Source organism: Nocardia halotolerans, assembly GCF_042650145.1.
Lineage (GTDB): Bacteria > Actinomycetota > Actinomycetes > Mycobacteriales > Mycobacteriaceae > Nocardia > Nocardia halotolerans.
The window spans coordinates 14,089-28,588 of record NZ_JBHSDL010000009.1 but is presented as its reverse complement, the minus strand read 5'-3'; the positions used below and the strand labels follow the sequence as shown (position 1 = coordinate 28,588).

Below are 14,500 nucleotides of genomic sequence, written 5' to 3'. Positions count from 1 at the left end.
CGGTCAGCGATTGCCGTCGGGCCTGCCCCAACCCTGGTCGTCCGGCTTGCCCAGATCCGGTCCTGAATCCGGCCCACCGGGTCCACCTCGGCCGGGCTCGCCGTACCCGGGCTCGCCGTACCCGGAACCGCCCTGGCCCGGACCGCCATAACCCGGCTCGCCGTAACCCGGACCGCCATAACCCGGCCCACCGGCACCCGGGCCACCGGCACCGGGGCCGCCCGAACCCGGACCGCCGTAACCGGGACCACCCGAGCCCGGGCCACCGTAACCGGGACCGGTGCCCGGACCGCCGTAACCTGGGCCACCGGCGGGGCCGCCGCCGTAACCCGGCTCGCCATAGCCGGGGCCACCCGGATGTCCACCGAATCCGCCCGCGGGACCACCCTGCGGCGGGTAACCCGGCTCGGCTGTCCCCGCGTCGTCGACCACCGTTCCGCCCACGACCAACCGGTAGGCGTAGGTGGAGGCGATGATGGTCAACGGAATGGTCACCAGCAGGCCGATGCCGCACAGCAGGGCGCCCACGACGTTGATGCCGAACAGCGCCAGCGCCAGCAACAGCAGCGGACCGGCATTGCTCGAGATCGCCGAGAAGCTGGACTTGATCGCGCTCACCGGGTCCTGATCGCGGTCGATCACGAATTGCATCGTCCACCAGGTGAAGAACGCGATCACGATGCCCGGCAGAATGCACAGCAGCAGACCGATACCGGTCGCCAAGCCGACCAGCAGACCGGCCAGGATCACCGCACCCACTTTGGTGAACTGGAAGAAGTCACCGAATGTCGGCTTGCGCCCGTCGATTTCGTGCAGAGCGCCGCGCACGAAGGCCGCCGAGATCAGGTATCCGACGATGGTGCTCACCACGGTGCCGATGAACTGCCAGATGCCGAATCCGAAACTGACACCGTCGTCGTAATCGGTGTCGGTCGTATTGCCCTGGCCGAAAATGAGGTTGAGCGCCACCTGGATCAGGAAGGCGATCAGCACGATCGCCACCCACACCACGGCATTGTTCTTGAATTTGTCCCACGCGTATCCGAGGGCGTTCCCGACGCTCAGATTCGGGCCCGCCGGTTGATATCCGGGTTGTTGCTGTCCATACGCCATCCGAACCGATCTCCTCATCGCCTGCGGCGACCTCGGCCGCCGTTATGAGTGTTCCGATCCGGCGCCACGTGCACACGCCGACATGGCGATCATGGCACAAAGACAACGGGCGCCCACCCGTCCTGGGTGAGCGCCCGTGTCCCGATGTGTCTAGGAGCCCGCGTTCTCCCGCTTGGGCAGCTTCCAGCCGGGACGCGGGTAGTGGCAGGTGTAGCCGGCGGGGTATCGCTGCAGGTAGTCCTGGTGCTCGGGTTCGGCCTCCCAGAACTCGCCCGCCGGGGTCACCTCGGTGACGACCTTGCCCGGCCAGAGCCCGGAGGCGTCCACGTCGGCGATGGTGTCCAGGGCGACGCGGCGCTGCTCGTCGTCGAGGTAGAAGATCGCCGAGCGGTAGCTCGCGCCCACGTCGTTGCCCTGCCGGTCCCTGGTGGTGGGGTCGTGGATCTGGAACAGGAATTCGAGCAGCGCGCGGTAATCGGTCTGTTCGGGGTCGTAGACGATTTCGACGGCCTCGGCGTGGCCGGGGTGGTTGCGGTAGGTGGGGTGGTCGTTGGTGCCGCCGGTGTAGCCGACGCGGGTGTCGAGCACCCCCGGCTGTCGGCGGATCAGGTCCTGCATCCCCCAGAAGCATCCACCGGCCAGAATCGCCTTGCGGGTCTCGGTCACGCGTCCTCCTTCATGAGAGCTACACGGTCACACAGATCGGACATAACCGCCATTGTGGAACGCCGGTTCCGGCCCGGAAATTCCCACCAGTACAGTTTCGGCCCGAACGTTGTCCAAACAAGTTCGCATACCCCAGTATCACCCGAGGAAACAGGAGGAATTCGGCGCAATGCCACGGTTCGGGGTTTCACAGTGTTCGGCACTCGGATTGTTCACGGCGGCACTGGTCGCCGGTGCGGTGGGCGCGGCGGGCGCGCATCCCGCCGGACCCGACGATTCGGTCGCGCAGTCCTCCACGTGCGGGCAGGACAGGCAGCTGCTACATCGCGATTCGCCCGCACGGTACGCGGTGGGCCAGATCGACGCGGTGCTGATCGAGTCGGCGTCGCGGGCACCGGTCCCCGGCGGAAAGGTCGTGCTCACGGGACACGACATGTGCGGTGACTCGATCCACCGCCACCTGGCCACCGGCGCCACCGGGCAGGTCAGCTTCCGTGGGCTGCAGCCCGGGCACTACCAGGTCACCGCCTATCGCTCAGCGACGACAGCGCAACCGGTCACCACGACCGACGTCGAACTGTCGACGCCCACTCTCAAGACCGTGCGGTTCACTGTCGGCGACGAGGCGACGTAAGGGCGGAGCGTCGCTTGGTGCGGCCTTGTCTGTGTTCCGGTATCCGGCGGACCAACAGCAGGCCGCACCGGGCAGGCCACCGAGTGAGCGGCGGCGCACACCTGGCCCCGCTCGGGCTGTAGCCGTTCGCGCAGACGCCCTGCCAATGGACACCGCCGGTGACGACGGCAGCGCTGATCAGTGCACCGCCGCCGCGACCCGGTGGTTCGACAAGTGGCTCAGCACAGCCTGATTCGCCTCCCACCCGTCGGGAAACTTCACCGGCACCCCGAGGTGCACCGGTTCGGCCGAGGGGTGCGCGTCGAGCAGCTCGGGAATACCCGCACGGCCGACGAGGATGCAGGCATGCCGATGCCGGGAGGCCAGCACACACAACCGGCCCGCTTCCAGATGGAAAGCGCTGGCGTCGCGACGCCCCGAGAGCGGGTGCAACACCAGGGTGACGTCGTATTCGCGCCCCTGCAGCCGGTTGGCGGTGTCGACGGTGACCGGTTCGGCCGCGCTACCGCGCAGGGCGGTGCGCACGGCGTCGGCCTGGTCGCGGTGGGCGGTGCCGATGGCCACCCGATCCACGGTCACCGGCCGGCTGCCGGATTCCGAATGCGCGGTGGCGCCGCGCTCGATCAGCCGCGCGGCGATCGCGGCGATCGCGGCGACAGCTTCGCGATCGGTGCGCAAAGCGTGCCTGGCGGGCAATTCGTACCAGCCCCAACCTGATTCGGCCGCCTCTTCCAGCACCGCGTCGACCGGCCCGCCCATGCCACGGGTGCCGAATTCCAGCCGGCGGTCACCGAACCCGGTGCCGGACTCGAATTCGGTGAACGGGTAGAACGCCTTGGACACCACCGGTGCGGCCGTGGCCGGCAGCCGCCACGAGACCGGCAACCGGTGGGTGGGGATGTCGGCGTTGTTGGCCTGCATCACGCTCACCGCGCTCATCGTCGGGTCCCAGGTGAGCCCGGCCCAGCGCGCGGTCTCCACGGTGGCGAACGGGTCGAGCTGGCCCGGGTCGCCGACGAACAGTCCGCGGTCGAAGCGATTCGCGATGCGCAACAGCATGTCCGAGCGCATCTGATAAGCCTCGTCGATGATGGCGTGCGACCAGCTGCCCTCGGTGATGGTGGCCCATTTGGCGGCGGTGCCGATCACGATCGTGCGGTCGGCGAGGTCACCGGGTTGTTTGGCGACCCGCACCTGTTCGTGACGGCCCACGCGCTCGCTGGCCACATAGGCGGTGCTGGACAGCCGCCCGATCCGCAGGGCGGGGTCGGCACCGGCGAGCCGGTCGATGAGGTCGTCGACCTGCTCGTTGGTCTGGGCCACGATCATCCGCTGCTCGCCGTCCTCGGCGAGCTGTCGCGCCGCGCGCACCACCAGCGTGGATTTGCCCGCACCGGGCGGCGAGTCGACGACGATGGCCCGCAGGCTGTCGTCACGCAGGTCGGTGAGAATGCCGGTGACTGCCTCGTCCGGAGTGGTCACGAGAGCTCCTCGTCCGCGTCGTCGGTGGGCGGTGTCCACTCCGGGGGCGGGCCGCCATGGGTCCACGGCGTCTCTTCGAGTTCGGGCAGATTCAGCTGACCGTTGAACGGTGACGGCTTGAACCGCGCGAAACCGAGTTCGTCACCGGACTCGGGGACGGTCCCGGCGTCGGGCACCAATTTGCGCCCCATCCCACCCGAGAGTTCGAGCACCATGGTGTCCCCTTCGACCTCGACGACTTCCCCGGTCTGCTTCGGGCGCTCCACACAGGTGAGCTCTTCGCCGACCACCGCGGTGAACGGGTCGCTGGTGCGCACTGTGATGTGCGGGCGCAGTTTCGGGCGTGCCCCCGAACGATCCAGGCGTTCGGGTTCGCTGTGCACCACGGCGCCGCGAAAAGCCGCACCGGTGACCCGGTGGCCGAGCATGAGCAGCGGATCGTCGAACGCGCACTGCGCCTGCAACGCCTCGAGCGCGCGCTCACGGGCGAGCAGCCGGCGCACGGCCGGGACGGCGGAGTCGCGGCGGGCCTGCGGAACTCCCTGCGCCACCTCGGCGGCGAAGCGCGAGAAAGCACCACGATCCTGGGTCCACCGGCTCTCGACGCTCGCCCCGGCCGGCAGCGCGCCCAGCAACTCGATCGAACGCCACATCAGCTGCCAGGTCGGTGCCAACTGCCCGCGCAACGACTGTTCGAGCCGTTCGGCGGCGACCGATCGCGCGGTCTCGTCGGCAGCCGCGTTGTAGGCGGCGATGAGCGGGGCCAGTTCCTCGTTGTCGAAACCGGGGTCGGTGGCCGGGCCCGCCGGCGGTGACAGCAACGGGTCCTCGGCCAAGGCGGCGGCCTGCGCACCGGTCAGCCCGGCGGGCGGGTCGATCCAGCCGAGCAACGCGGCGAGATTACCGTCCTCGAGGGCGGATTGTCCCGAGGCCCAGTGCGCCGAGAGCGCCGCGGTCATCGCGGGCAGCACCGCGGAACCGGGGTGCTCGGCACGGTCGCCGAACCAGGTGAGCCAGCGCCCGAGCAGTGGAATCGATGCGGGCACCGGGTTGTCACCGTCGACGCGATGAAACCGCACCGACCGGCCGAGCAGCTGCAGGAAGCTCACCCCACCGGGATTGGGTGTCCACAGCTGCGGCGCGTCCAGGCAGCGGGTGTAGGTCTCGCCCGCCTTGCTGGTGAGCTCCTCGGTGTCGAGCAGGAACGAGGACAGATACGGCAGCACCACCTCGGCCAGCTGCTCGATGAACCGCAACCGCAACACCCGGTCGCGTGGCTGCGCCACGATCAGCACGTTCTGATCATCGGGCGCCGCGCCGATCATGATCGCCAACGGCGCCGCGGCCTCACCGGCCAACCGCAGCGGCACGGTGACCAGCGGCCGGTCGGCCAGATGCAGGTGACGCACCGCCGCCGTCGGCTGCGCGCGTCCCGCCCGCACGGCCTCGGCCTTGGCCAGGGCCGACAGCACGCTCATCCGGCGATTTCCCGGCGCAGCCGGTGCGCGGTGCGCAGCATGGCGGTGATGTCGGCGTGCTCGGGCCCGGGTTCCAGCGTCCCGTCGGCCAGGCCCAGCACCGTGTCGATGCTGTCGATCCCGCCGACCTCGTCGCAGATTCCACGGCCCAGCACGTCGAGTGAACCGCAGCCGCGCGCCTCGTCGCGGCAGGCGAAGGCCAGCTCACAACTCGACATGCATTCGGGCGCGTACCGCGACGGGATCGCGGTGATCGTCTGTTCCAAACCCGCACCCGGCGCGAAACTCGCCGCCGGCGGCAGCAGCTCGAGCAGGTCCGGGACCGCGGTGAGCCGGGTGAGCTGCCGCGACACCACCGCCAGCTGCTTGCGCAGGTCGACCAGGGCGGCGGTGGGCCGGTTGGTGAAGTCCTTGGCGCACACCAGGATCGTGTTGTGCGACACCAGCTCCGGCGACTGCCCGAGCTCGCTCATCAGCTCACGCAGAGCGATCACGTACACCGCCGACTGGCGCGCGGCCGCGGCCACCTGCGCCGGGTCGGCCTGCCCGTCGATCACCGGGAACGCCTTGATCTCCACCACATGGAACTTGCCGTCGAGCTGCACGGCCACCACATCGGGTTCGAGATAGGCGGTGGCGCCGGCGATGTCCAGGCGCAGCATGGGGTGATCGAACAGGGTCCCGTCACCGGCGGCGATCGCGCTCTGCAACAGCTGTTTGGTGCGCTGGTAACGCACCGCGTTGCCGGTGTTCTCACCCACCGAGTTCAGGTCGTGGTAGGCCACTTCGGGGATCGTGAGGCCCAGCGTGTCGCGCAGCAGGGCGAGCAGCTCGGCACACCCGTTCGCCTTCACCATCGCCTCGAAGGCGTTGCCGCGGGTGATGGCGAACTGCGACTGCCCGAACTGTGGTGGGAACCCCAGGGATTGGGCGATCACGGTCTTGTCCACCGCGGCCGCGTCGAGCAGGGCCCGCCGGGCGCATCCGGGATTGGCCGTGAGCGCGGCGATGGTGCGCGCGTTGTGCCTGGTCGCGGGCGCCGCGCCGCGCAGATTGTCCAACTGTGCTGCGAGAGTGCTCATTTCACCTCGATTCGTCGCCGATCGGCCATCCCGAGCCGAACACCGAATAGTTGTGCGGCCGGATCGGTGAGCTGATCCGCCGCTCGTCGCGCCGCCGAAAGCCGTTGCCGCGCGTCCTCGTCCTCGTGCACCGCCAGCTCGCGCCGCGCGGCCTCGATCACCAGCACCGGATCGAGTGCGTCCGGTGTGCAGGACACCCCGGGTATCGACACGGCGAGCCGCCACAGTACGCGCAGCCCCGCCGGTTGCGCGCCAGGCTGCGCCGCGAGGTGTTCGGCCAACCGGATCGCCGAGGTCAGCAGGTCCACCCGCGGACTCAGCGGCCCCACCATGCGCCGGGACAACGGCCACGAACTCACCGCCATCAACCCGCGAGCGGGCGCGAGCAGATCCGCGGTGAGCGCCGCGCACAGGTAGTAGGGCCGGGCGAACGGCGACGACCGGAACGAGCGTTCCTCGTCGCGGCGCAGGCTCGTGAGCCGCGCGGCCAGCAACTCACCGGAGAAGAACGCATCGTGGGTGGCCAGCACCAATTTCGGCGACGACGGCACCGACAGCAACGTCAGTGCCCGGTGCACGTGTTCACGCACCGGCACCGCGGGCGCCTCGGGCGGCTCCTCGTCGGCCGGGATCGACCCGAGTACCACCGCATCCCACGCGGCCTCGGCCTGGCGCAGTTCGGCACGCGCCTGCCGTGCCAGTGCCCGGTCTCCACCGGCGGCGGCGCGACGCACCTCGGCCCGGAGACCGGCGATGCGCGCCTCCAGCGCCTCGGCCGAGTCCGTCACGGCTCGGAGCGTATCCACAGCTACCAGCATTGTCCAGTGAATGCCAGTATTCGCGGTCCTCGACGGCACTCGATCCGCGCTCGACGACGTCGCGGTGCGACCCGAACCGGGCACCGAATAATCTGGGCAGATGACCGCTGTCGCAGATCGTTCACTCGGACCGGAACTGGCACGCATCGAAACCCTCACCGCCGACACCGATGTGCTGGTGATCGGGTTGACCTCCTCGGAGAACGGGCCGCAGCTCGCGCCCGCGGACCTGTTCGGTGACGTACTCACCGAACAGGTCCGCGCGGAGCTGCTCGACGCACTCGGCGCGGTGGGTGCCAAGGGCAAACCGGAAGAGCTCCACCGCGTGCCCGCGCCCGCGGCCCTGGCGAACGTGACCAGCGTGCTCGCCGTCGGACTCGGCGCGACCGACAAGCTCGACGCCGAACAGGTGCGCCGTAGTGCCGGAACCGCCGCTCGCGCGCTCACCGGCACCGAACTCGTGGCCACCACCCTGTCCGGCATCGACCTGGGTGCCGCGGCCGAAGGCTTCTACCTCGGCGCGTACACCTTCCCCACCTTCAAGGCCAAGAGCGCGCCCAAGCCCGAAGAGCAGCCGGTGCTGCGCGTCGAACTGCTCGTTCCCGAGCCTGAATACGGGGTGCTGGAACTGTTGCGCGCCCAGCTCGTCGCCGAAGCCGTGGCCACCGCACGCGATTTCGTCAACACCCCGCCGAGCGCGCTCTACCCCGCCGAGTTCGCCGAGCGGGCCCGCGTGCTCGCCGAAGCCGCCGGACTCGAGGTCGAGGTGCTCGACGAGACAGCGCTGGCCGCCGGCGGTTACGGCGGCATCGTGGGTGTCGGCCAGGGCTCTTCGCGGCCGCCGCGCCTGGTGCGCATCACCTACGCGGGCGGGCCGAAGAAGGTGGCGCTGATCGGTAAGGGCATCACCTTCGACACCGGCGGCATCTCGATCAAGCCGGCCGCCAACATGGAGAACATGACCTCCGACATGGCCGGTGCCGCGGCGGTCATCGCCACCGTGCTGCTCGCCGCGCGCCTGGGCCTGCCGGTCACCGTCACCGCGACCGTGCCGATGGCCGAGAACATGCCATCGGCCACCGCCCAGCGTCCCGGCGATGTACTCACCCAGTACGGCGGCACCACCGTGGAGGTCATCAACACCGACGCCGAGGGCCGGCTCATCCTGGCCGACGCCATCGTCCGCGCCGCCGAGGACGAGCCCGACTACCTCATCGACGTGGCCACGCTGACCGGCGCCCAGATGGTCGCGCTCGGCACCCGCACGCCCGGCGTGATGGGCACCGACGAGTTCCGCGACCGCGTGGCCACCGTCTCGCGCGCGGTCGGCGAGAACGGCTGGGCGATGCCGCTGCCCGCCGAGCTGCGCACCGATCTCAACTCCAAGGTCGCCGACCTGGCGAACGTGGCCCCGCACCGCTGGGGCGGCATGCTCTCGGCGGCACTGTTCCTGAAGGAGTTCGTGCCCGAGGGCCTGCCGTGGGCCCATCTCGACGTCGCCGGTCCGGCCTACAACACCGGCGGCCCGTTCGGCTACATCGGCAAGGGCGGCACCGGCGTGCCGGTGCGCACCCTGATCACGGTGATCGAGGAGATCGGCGCCGAGTAGTCAGTCCTCGAGGTCGGCTTCGCGGGCCCGGCGCCGCTCGATGCGGCGGCGGGCGTCGAAGTCGCGCATCCGCTGCGGGTACCCGGTCTTGGTCACGTCGTAGACCGGTATCCGCAGCGCGTCGGCGAGCCGGCGCGCACCCCGTTCACCGACGAGACGACGCGTCCATTCGCCGTCCGCCGCGACCAGCACCGCTGTGACATCGGTCACAGTTGTCTTCGGTTCGATGAACGCTTCGACGCCACGCCGAGCCCGCGCCCACTCCGCGAGCGCACGTACCTCCGACGCGTTGTCACGAGCGACTGACCTGCTCCTGCCACGCCCACCGCGGAATCGATCCAGCAAACCCACCGGCTCAGCCCTTCTGCTTTCCGGCGGAATTCTGCTCACCGCCGTACATTCCATGGTGCCAGCTCTGCCCGGATCGCCGCCCTGCGCTACACACGCGGCGAGCGAGTGCAAGGATGGTTGCCGGAACAAGAACCAACGATTCCCGGGCGCCCCGCCGATGGTCGGGGTGGATATACGCCGCGACCCGCGACGGGCGTCCGCCGGGAATGACGCACTGTTGTATTACCCGTCGAACAGTCAGAGGAGTCAGAGGACATGGCCTTCTCCGTCCAGATGCCGGCTCTTGGTGAGAGCGTCACCGAGGGAACGGTGACCAGGTGGCTGAAGCAGGAAGGAGACACGGTCGAGGTCGACGAACCGCTGCTCGAAGTCTCCACCGACAAAGTCGATACCGAGATCCCGTCGCCCACCGCCGGTGTGCTGTCGAAGATCGTCGCTCAGGAAGACGACGTCGTCGAGGTCGGCGGTGAGCTCGGCGTGATCAGCGACGCCGGCGAAGCCCCCGCTGCCGATTCCGCACCTGCCGAAGCGCCCGCCGCCGAAGAACCGGCACCCGAACCCGAGCCCGCCGAACAGGCACCGGCCCCCGAACCCGCCGCCGCGCCCGCATCGGGCGAAGCCGCCTCGGGCACCCCCGTGAAGATGCCCGAGCTGGGCGAGTCCGTCACCGAAGGCACCGTCACCCGCTGGCTCAAGGCCGTCGGTGACGAGATCACGGTCGACGAGCCGCTGCTCGAGGTCTCCACCGACAAGGTCGACACCGAGATCCCCTCGCCGGTCGCGGGCACTTTGCTCGAGATCTCCGCGCAGGAGGACGACGTCGTCTCCGTCGGCGGTCAGCTCGGTGTGATCGGTAGCGGCAAGCCCGCCGCCGCGCCCGCACCGGAGCCGAAGCCCGAGCCTGAGCCCAAGCCGGAACCGAAGCCCGAGCCCGAGCCTGCGCCCAAGCAGGAGACGAAGCCCGAACCCGCTCCGGAGCCGAAGCCCCAGCCGAAGCCGGCGCCCCAGAAGGCCCCTGCCGCCACCGGCGGCAACGGCAGCACCCCGTACGTCACTCCGCTGGTCCGCAAGCTGGCCGAGGAGAACGGCGTCGACCTGTCGGCCCTCACCGGTTCCGGCGTCGGCGGCCGTATCCGCAAGCAGGACGTACTCGCCGCCGCCGAAGCCAAGAAGGCGCCCGAACCGGCACCGGCCGCCGCCGCGCCCGCCCCGGCGCAGCAGGCTCCGGCCAAGGAGTCCGTCTCGCCGAAGCTGGCCGCCCTGGTCGGTTCCACGCAGAAGGCCAGCCGGATCCGGCAGATCACCGCCACCAAGACGCGCGAATCGCTGCAGACCACCGCGCAGCTGACCCAGGTCCACGAGGCCGATGTCAGCAAGATCGCGCATCTGCGGCAGCTCGCGAAGGCTTCGTTCAAGAACCGGGAGGGCGTGAACCTGACGTACCTGCCGTTCTTCGCCAAGGCCGTCGTCGAGGCCCTCGGTGTACACCCGAACGTGAACGCCTCCTACAACGAGGACACCAAGGAGATCACCTACCACGCGTCGGTGCACCTGGGTATCGCGGTCGACACCGAGCAGGGGCTGCTCTCGCCGGTCATCCACAACGCCAGCGACCTGTCGCTGGCCGGGCTGGCCCGCGCGATCGCCGACATCGCCAACCGCGCGCGCACCGGTGGCCTGAAGCCGGACGAGCTGTCCGGTGGCACCTTCACCATCACCAACATCGGCTCCGAGGGCGCGCTGTTCGACACCCCGATCCTGGTTCCGCCGCAGGCAGCCATGCTCGGAACGGGTGCGATCAACAAGCGCCCGGTGGTGGTGACCGACGAGACCGGTGGCGAGTCCATCGGTGTGCGGTCGATGGTGTTCCTGCCGCTCACCTACGATCACCGTCTCATCGACGGTGCCGACGCGGGCCGGTTCCTCACCACCATCAAGAACCGACTGGAAGAGGCCGCGTTCGAGGCCGATCTCGGTCTGTAGCAAGGCAAATCGATGAAGGTGGTCATCGCCGGTTCGTCCGGTCTGATCGGGACGGCGCTGGTCGCGGCCGCGCGTCGCACCGGGCACGAAGTATCGCGCCTGGTGCGTCGTGCACCGGCGGCGCCGGACGAATTCGCGTGGGATCCCGCGCGCGCCCAGCTCGACGAGCGGGCGTTGCGCGGGGCCGACGCGGTGGTGAACCTGTGCGGCGCCGGCATCGCCGCGCGTCGCTGGACCGGTGACTACAAACAGTTGCTGCGCGACAGCCGCATCACCCCCACCGACGTGCTGTCCACCGCGGTCGCCGCCGCGGGGGTGCCCACCCTGATCAATGCCAGCGGCGCCCACTACTACGGCCTCGACACCGGCGACGCCGTCGTCGACGAAACCACCCCCGCCGGCACCGGTTTCCTCGCGACCCTGTGCCGGGACTGGGAAGCCGCCACCGCACCGGCCACCGCCGCGGGCACCCGCACCGTGCTGGTGCGCAGTGCGGTGGTGCTGGCCCGTAACGGTGGGATGCTCAGCATGTTGCGCCCCCTGTACTGGCTCGGCCTGGGCGGTCGACTGGGCAGTGGCCGCCAGTACACCCCCTGGATCTCCCTCGACGACGAAGTCGCCGCGATCATGTTCGCCCTGACCCACCCCGAGGTGTCGGGCCCGGTCAACGCCGTGGGCCCCGCCCCGGTCACCAATGCGGAGTTCAATCGCGCGCTCGGCCGGGCCGTGCACCGCCCGGCCCCGCTGGTCGTCCCCGGTTTCGCCCTGCGCGCTCTGGTCGGTGAACTGGCCGACGAGGGCATCCTGCACGGCCCACGTGCCATTCCCGCCGCGCTGGAAAAGGCCGGCTTCACCTTCGCCCACCCCACGATCGGCGCCGCCCTGGCCGCCGCCGTCGGCTCCCGGGCCTCGTGATGCTGATCCGCGACGCCGCCGAACCCGATCTGGGTGCGCTGCTGGCGATCCACAACACCAATATCGCCGAGTCCACCGCGATCTGGGACACCGGCGAAGTCGACCTCGACGACCGGCGTGCCTGGTTCAGCACCCGCACCACCGCGGGCATGCCGATCCTGGTCGCCGAGATCGACGGCGAGCTCGCCGGTTACGCCTCCTACGGCCCCTGGCGTCCCAAATCCGGCTACCGATTCACCGTCGAGAACTCCGTCTACGTCGACAAACGTTTTCAGCGTCGTGGCGTCGCCACCGCCCTGCTCACCGAATTGGTCTCGCGCGCAGCCGGTTCGCACCGCGTGCACGCGATGATCGCCGCGATCGAATCGGGCAACTCGGCCTCGATCACACTGCACGAGCGCTTCGGTTTCCGCACCGTCGGCGAACTCCCGGAGGTGGGCCACAAATTCGGCCACTGGATGGACCTCACCCTGATGCAGCGAAATTTTCCGTTCGAGCCCTGACACGGCCGCCGACCGTCCTTTGTCGCCGTGGGTTCCCCGGCGTAACGTCGGGGCGGTGAACGACACGCGCCCCACCGCGTCCGCACGATTCGATGCGACCCCGATCGTGGTCGAGGATCTCGGACTCATCGACTACCACGCCGCCTGGGAGCTGCAACGGCAGATCGCCGACGAGCGCGCCGCAGGCCGCGGCAGCGACCACCTGCTGCTACTCGAGCATCCCTCGGTCTACACCGCCGGCCGGCGCACCGAGGCCGACGATCTGCCGATCGACGGCAGCCCGGTGGTGCAGGTCGACCGCGGCGGCAAGATCACCTGGCACGGGCCGGGCCAGCTGGTCGGTTACCCGATCGTGCGCCTGGCCGAGCCGGTCGACGTCGTGCACTACGTGCGCCGCCTGGAGGAGGCCCTGATCGAGGTGATCACCAGCCTCGGCATCGCCTGCGGGCGGGTGGACGGCCGGTCCGGGGTGTGGCTGCCCGCCACCGACTACGCCGCCGAACGCAAGATCGCCGCGATCGGGGTGCGGGTGCAGCGCGGCGTCGCCCTGCACGGCATCTCGCTGAACTGCAATTCCGCCCTCGACGGCTTCCAGGCGATAGTGCCGTGCGGCATCAAGGACGCCGGCGTCACCACCCTGACCCGGGAGCTCGGCCGCGAGGTCACCGTCGCCGAACTCAAGCCGCTGATCGCGGCCGCGATTGTTGCCGCCCTCGACGGGGAAATTCCCGTCAGCGCCCATGACATTGATCGCACCACCGGCCCGGCCCCCGCCGCGGCCCCGAGCGTAGAGTCGGTCCAGTGAGCTCCGTAGACGCCTCTGCCCCCGCCGGACGCAAGCTGCTGCGCATCGAAGCGCGCAATGCGGAGACCCCGATCGAGCGCAAACCCAAGTGGATTCGCACCCGCGCCACCATGGGCCCGGAGTACAAGGAACTCAAGAGCCTGGTGAAGCGCGAAGGGCTGCACACCGTCTGCGAGGAAGCCGGCTGCCCCAACATCTTCGAATGCTGGGAAGACCGCGAGGCCACCTTCCTCATCGGTGGTGAACAGTGCACGCGGCGCTGCGATTTCTGCCAGATCGACACCGGCAAGCCCGCCCCCCTCGACCGCGACGAACCGCGCCGCGTCGCCGAGAGCGTGCAGGCGATGGGCCTGCGCTACTCCACCATCACCGGCGTGGCCCGCGACGACCTCGATGACGGCGGCGCCTGGCTCTACGCCGAGACCGTGCGTGCCATCAAGGCGCTCAATCCCGCCACCGGCGTCGAACTGCTGATCCCCGACTTCAACGCCGACCCCGACCAGCTCGCCGAGGTCTTCTCCACCCGCCCCGAGGTGCTGGCCCACAACCTGGAAACGGTGCCGCGCATCTTCAAGCGCATCCGCCCCGCCTTCCGCTACGAGCGTTCCCTCGCGGTGCTCACCGCCGCCCGCGCGGCCGGCCTGGTCACCAAGTCCAACCTCATCCTCGGCATGGGCGAAACCCCCGAAGAGGTCACCGAGGCCATGCGCGACCTGCACGAAGCCGGTTGCGACATCCTCACCATCACCCAGTACCTGCGCCCGTCCCCGCGCCACCACCCCGTGGACCGCTGGGTGAAGCCGGAAGAATTCGTCGAGCACTCCAAGACCGCCGAACAGCTCGGCTTCGCCGGCGTCATGGCCGGCCCCCTGGTCCGCTCCTCCTACCGCGCCGGCCGCCTCTACGCCCAGGCGATGGCCCACCACGGCCGCGAGATCCCCGAAGCCATGTCGCACCTCACCCAGGAAGGCACCGCCTCCCAGGAAGCCAGCTCGGTCCTGGCCCGCTACGGCAGCTGACACTGTCGGTGGGTCCCGTTAAGCTGAAGTCAGCAGCTTGAC

General features: G+C 69.7%; 14 protein-coding genes. 7 read left to right on the top strand and 7 right to left on the bottom strand.

The window, feature by feature from the left end; all coding sequences use genetic code 11:
* Positions 1-3: 3 nt before the first annotated feature.
* Together ACFO5K_RS09385 and msrA are read right to left on the bottom strand one after the other, a co-directional pair.
* The gene (locus tag ACFO5K_RS09385; protein ID WP_378559102.1) at positions 4-1,113 is read right to left on the bottom strand and encodes a hypothetical protein; all 1,110 of its coding nucleotides are present in this window, start codon (positions 1,111-1,113) and stop codon (positions 4-6) included.
* Positions 1,114-1,263: 150 nt separating this feature from the next.
* Positions 1,264-1,731, bottom strand: a complete 468-nt coding sequence (msrA, locus tag ACFO5K_RS09380) for a peptide-methionine (S)-S-oxide reductase MsrA (RefSeq protein ID WP_378559337.1) — start codon at positions 1,729-1,731, stop codon at positions 1,264-1,266.
* 217 nt (positions 1,732-1,948) lie between these two features.
* Here msrA and ACFO5K_RS09375 point away from each other — a divergent pair, with 217 nt between their 5' ends.
* On the top strand, positions 1,949-2,413 hold the full coding sequence (locus ACFO5K_RS09375) for a carboxypeptidase-like regulatory domain-containing protein (RefSeq protein ID WP_378559099.1): 465 nt from the start codon (positions 1,949-1,951) through the stop codon (positions 2,411-2,413).
* A gap of 177 nt (positions 2,414-2,590) precedes the next feature.
* On the opposite strand, the gene ACFO5K_RS09370 is transcribed toward ACFO5K_RS09375, so the two are convergent.
* Genes ACFO5K_RS09370 through ACFO5K_RS09355 form a run of 4 tightly spaced genes read right to left on the bottom strand, consistent with a single transcriptional unit; the run spans position 2,591 to position 7,243 of the window.
* Positions 2,591-3,895: an AAA domain-containing protein gene (locus ACFO5K_RS09370; protein ID WP_378559096.1), complete on the bottom strand. Its 1,305-nt coding sequence runs from the start codon at positions 3,893-3,895 to the stop codon at positions 2,591-2,593.
* Entirely contained in the window at positions 3,892-5,373 is a 1,482-nt protein-coding gene (locus ACFO5K_RS09365; protein ID WP_378559093.1) for a hypothetical protein, read from the bottom strand. Before ACFO5K_RS09365 ends, ACFO5K_RS09370 begins: the two co-directional genes overlap by 4 nt.
* Positions 5,370-6,455 (bottom strand): hypothetical protein, encoded by a 1,086-nt coding sequence (locus ACFO5K_RS09360; RefSeq protein ID WP_378559091.1) that lies wholly within the window; start codon positions 6,453-6,455, stop codon positions 5,370-5,372. The genes ACFO5K_RS09365 and ACFO5K_RS09360 overlap by 4 nt, the downstream gene beginning before the upstream one ends.
* The gene (locus tag ACFO5K_RS09355; protein WP_378559088.1) at positions 6,452-7,243 is read right to left on the bottom strand and encodes a hypothetical protein; all 792 of its coding nucleotides are present in this window, start codon (positions 7,241-7,243) and stop codon (positions 6,452-6,454) included. The genes ACFO5K_RS09360 and ACFO5K_RS09355 overlap by 4 nt, the downstream gene beginning before the upstream one ends.
* 130 nt (positions 7,244-7,373) lie before the next feature.
* On the opposite strand from ACFO5K_RS09355, the gene ACFO5K_RS09350 reads away from it, so the two are divergent.
* Positions 7,374-8,882 (top strand): leucyl aminopeptidase, encoded by a 1,509-nt coding sequence (locus ACFO5K_RS09350; protein ID WP_378559085.1) that lies wholly within the window; start codon positions 7,374-7,376, stop codon positions 8,880-8,882.
* Here the strand turns inward: ACFO5K_RS09350 and ACFO5K_RS09345 are convergent, their stop codons facing one another.
* On the bottom strand, positions 8,883-9,233 hold the full coding sequence (locus tag ACFO5K_RS09345; protein WP_378559082.1) for an oxidoreductase: 351 nt from the start codon (positions 9,231-9,233) through the stop codon (positions 8,883-8,885).
* 255 nt (positions 9,234-9,488) lie between these two features.
* Here ACFO5K_RS09345 and sucB point away from each other — a divergent pair, with 255 nt between their 5' ends.
* The 5 genes from sucB to lipA are packed head-to-tail and all read left to right on the top strand — an operon-like array spanning position 9,489 to position 14,458.
* Entirely contained in the window at positions 9,489-11,216 is a 1,728-nt protein-coding gene (gene sucB, locus ACFO5K_RS09340; RefSeq protein WP_378559079.1) for a 2-oxoglutarate dehydrogenase, E2 component, dihydrolipoamide succinyltransferase, read from the top strand.
* A 12-nt stretch (positions 11,217-11,228) separates the two neighbouring features.
* Positions 11,229-12,131 (top strand): TIGR01777 family oxidoreductase, encoded by a 903-nt coding sequence (locus ACFO5K_RS09335; protein WP_378559076.1) that lies wholly within the window; start codon positions 11,229-11,231, stop codon positions 12,129-12,131.
* A complete protein-coding gene (locus ACFO5K_RS09330) occupies positions 12,131-12,634 on the top strand; it encodes a GNAT family N-acetyltransferase (protein ID WP_378559073.1) in 504 nt (167 codons plus the stop codon). Before ACFO5K_RS09335 ends, ACFO5K_RS09330 begins: the two co-directional genes overlap by 1 nt.
* A gap of 55 nt (positions 12,635-12,689) precedes the next feature.
* Positions 12,690-13,439: a lipoyl(octanoyl) transferase LipB gene (lipB, locus tag ACFO5K_RS09325; protein ID WP_378559070.1), complete on the top strand. Its 750-nt coding sequence runs from the start codon at positions 12,690-12,692 to the stop codon at positions 13,437-13,439.
* Positions 13,436-14,458 (top strand): lipoyl synthase, encoded by a 1,023-nt coding sequence (gene lipA / locus ACFO5K_RS09320; protein ID WP_378559067.1) that lies wholly within the window; start codon positions 13,436-13,438, stop codon positions 14,456-14,458. The genes lipB and lipA overlap by 4 nt, the downstream gene beginning before the upstream one ends.
* The last annotated feature ends 42 nt before the right edge of the window (positions 14,459-14,500 follow it).

Excerpts from the sequence above, each read along its gene's own strand:
- ACFO5K_RS09365 (WP_378559093.1), bottom strand. The coding sequence starts at position 5,373 with ATGAGCGTGCTGTCGGCCCTGGCCAAGGCCGAGGCCGTGCGGGCGGGA.
- ACFO5K_RS09385 (WP_378559102.1), bottom strand. The coding sequence starts at position 1,113 with ATGGCGTATGGACAGCAACAACCCGGATATCAACCGGCGGGCCCGAAT.
- ACFO5K_RS09360 (WP_378559091.1), bottom strand. The coding sequence starts at position 6,455 with ATGAGCACTCTCGCAGCACAGTTGGACAATCTGCGCGGCGCGGCGCCC.
- msrA (WP_378559337.1), bottom strand. The coding sequence starts at position 1,731 with ATGCAGGACCTGATCCGCCGACAGCCGGGGGTGCTCGACACCCGCGTC.
- ACFO5K_RS09375 (WP_378559099.1), top strand. The coding sequence starts at position 1,949 with ATGCCACGGTTCGGGGTTTCACAGTGTTCGGCACTCGGATTGTTCACG.
- ACFO5K_RS09350 (WP_378559085.1), top strand. The coding sequence starts at position 7,374 with ATGACCGCTGTCGCAGATCGTTCACTCGGACCGGAACTGGCACGCATC.
- sucB (WP_378559079.1), top strand. The coding sequence starts at position 9,489 with ATGGCCTTCTCCGTCCAGATGCCGGCTCTTGGTGAGAGCGTCACCGAG.
- ACFO5K_RS09330 (WP_378559073.1), top strand. The coding sequence starts at position 12,131 with ATGCTGATCCGCGACGCCGCCGAACCCGATCTGGGTGCGCTGCTGGCG.
- ACFO5K_RS09335 (WP_378559076.1), top strand. The coding sequence starts at position 11,229 with ATGAAGGTGGTCATCGCCGGTTCGTCCGGTCTGATCGGGACGGCGCTG.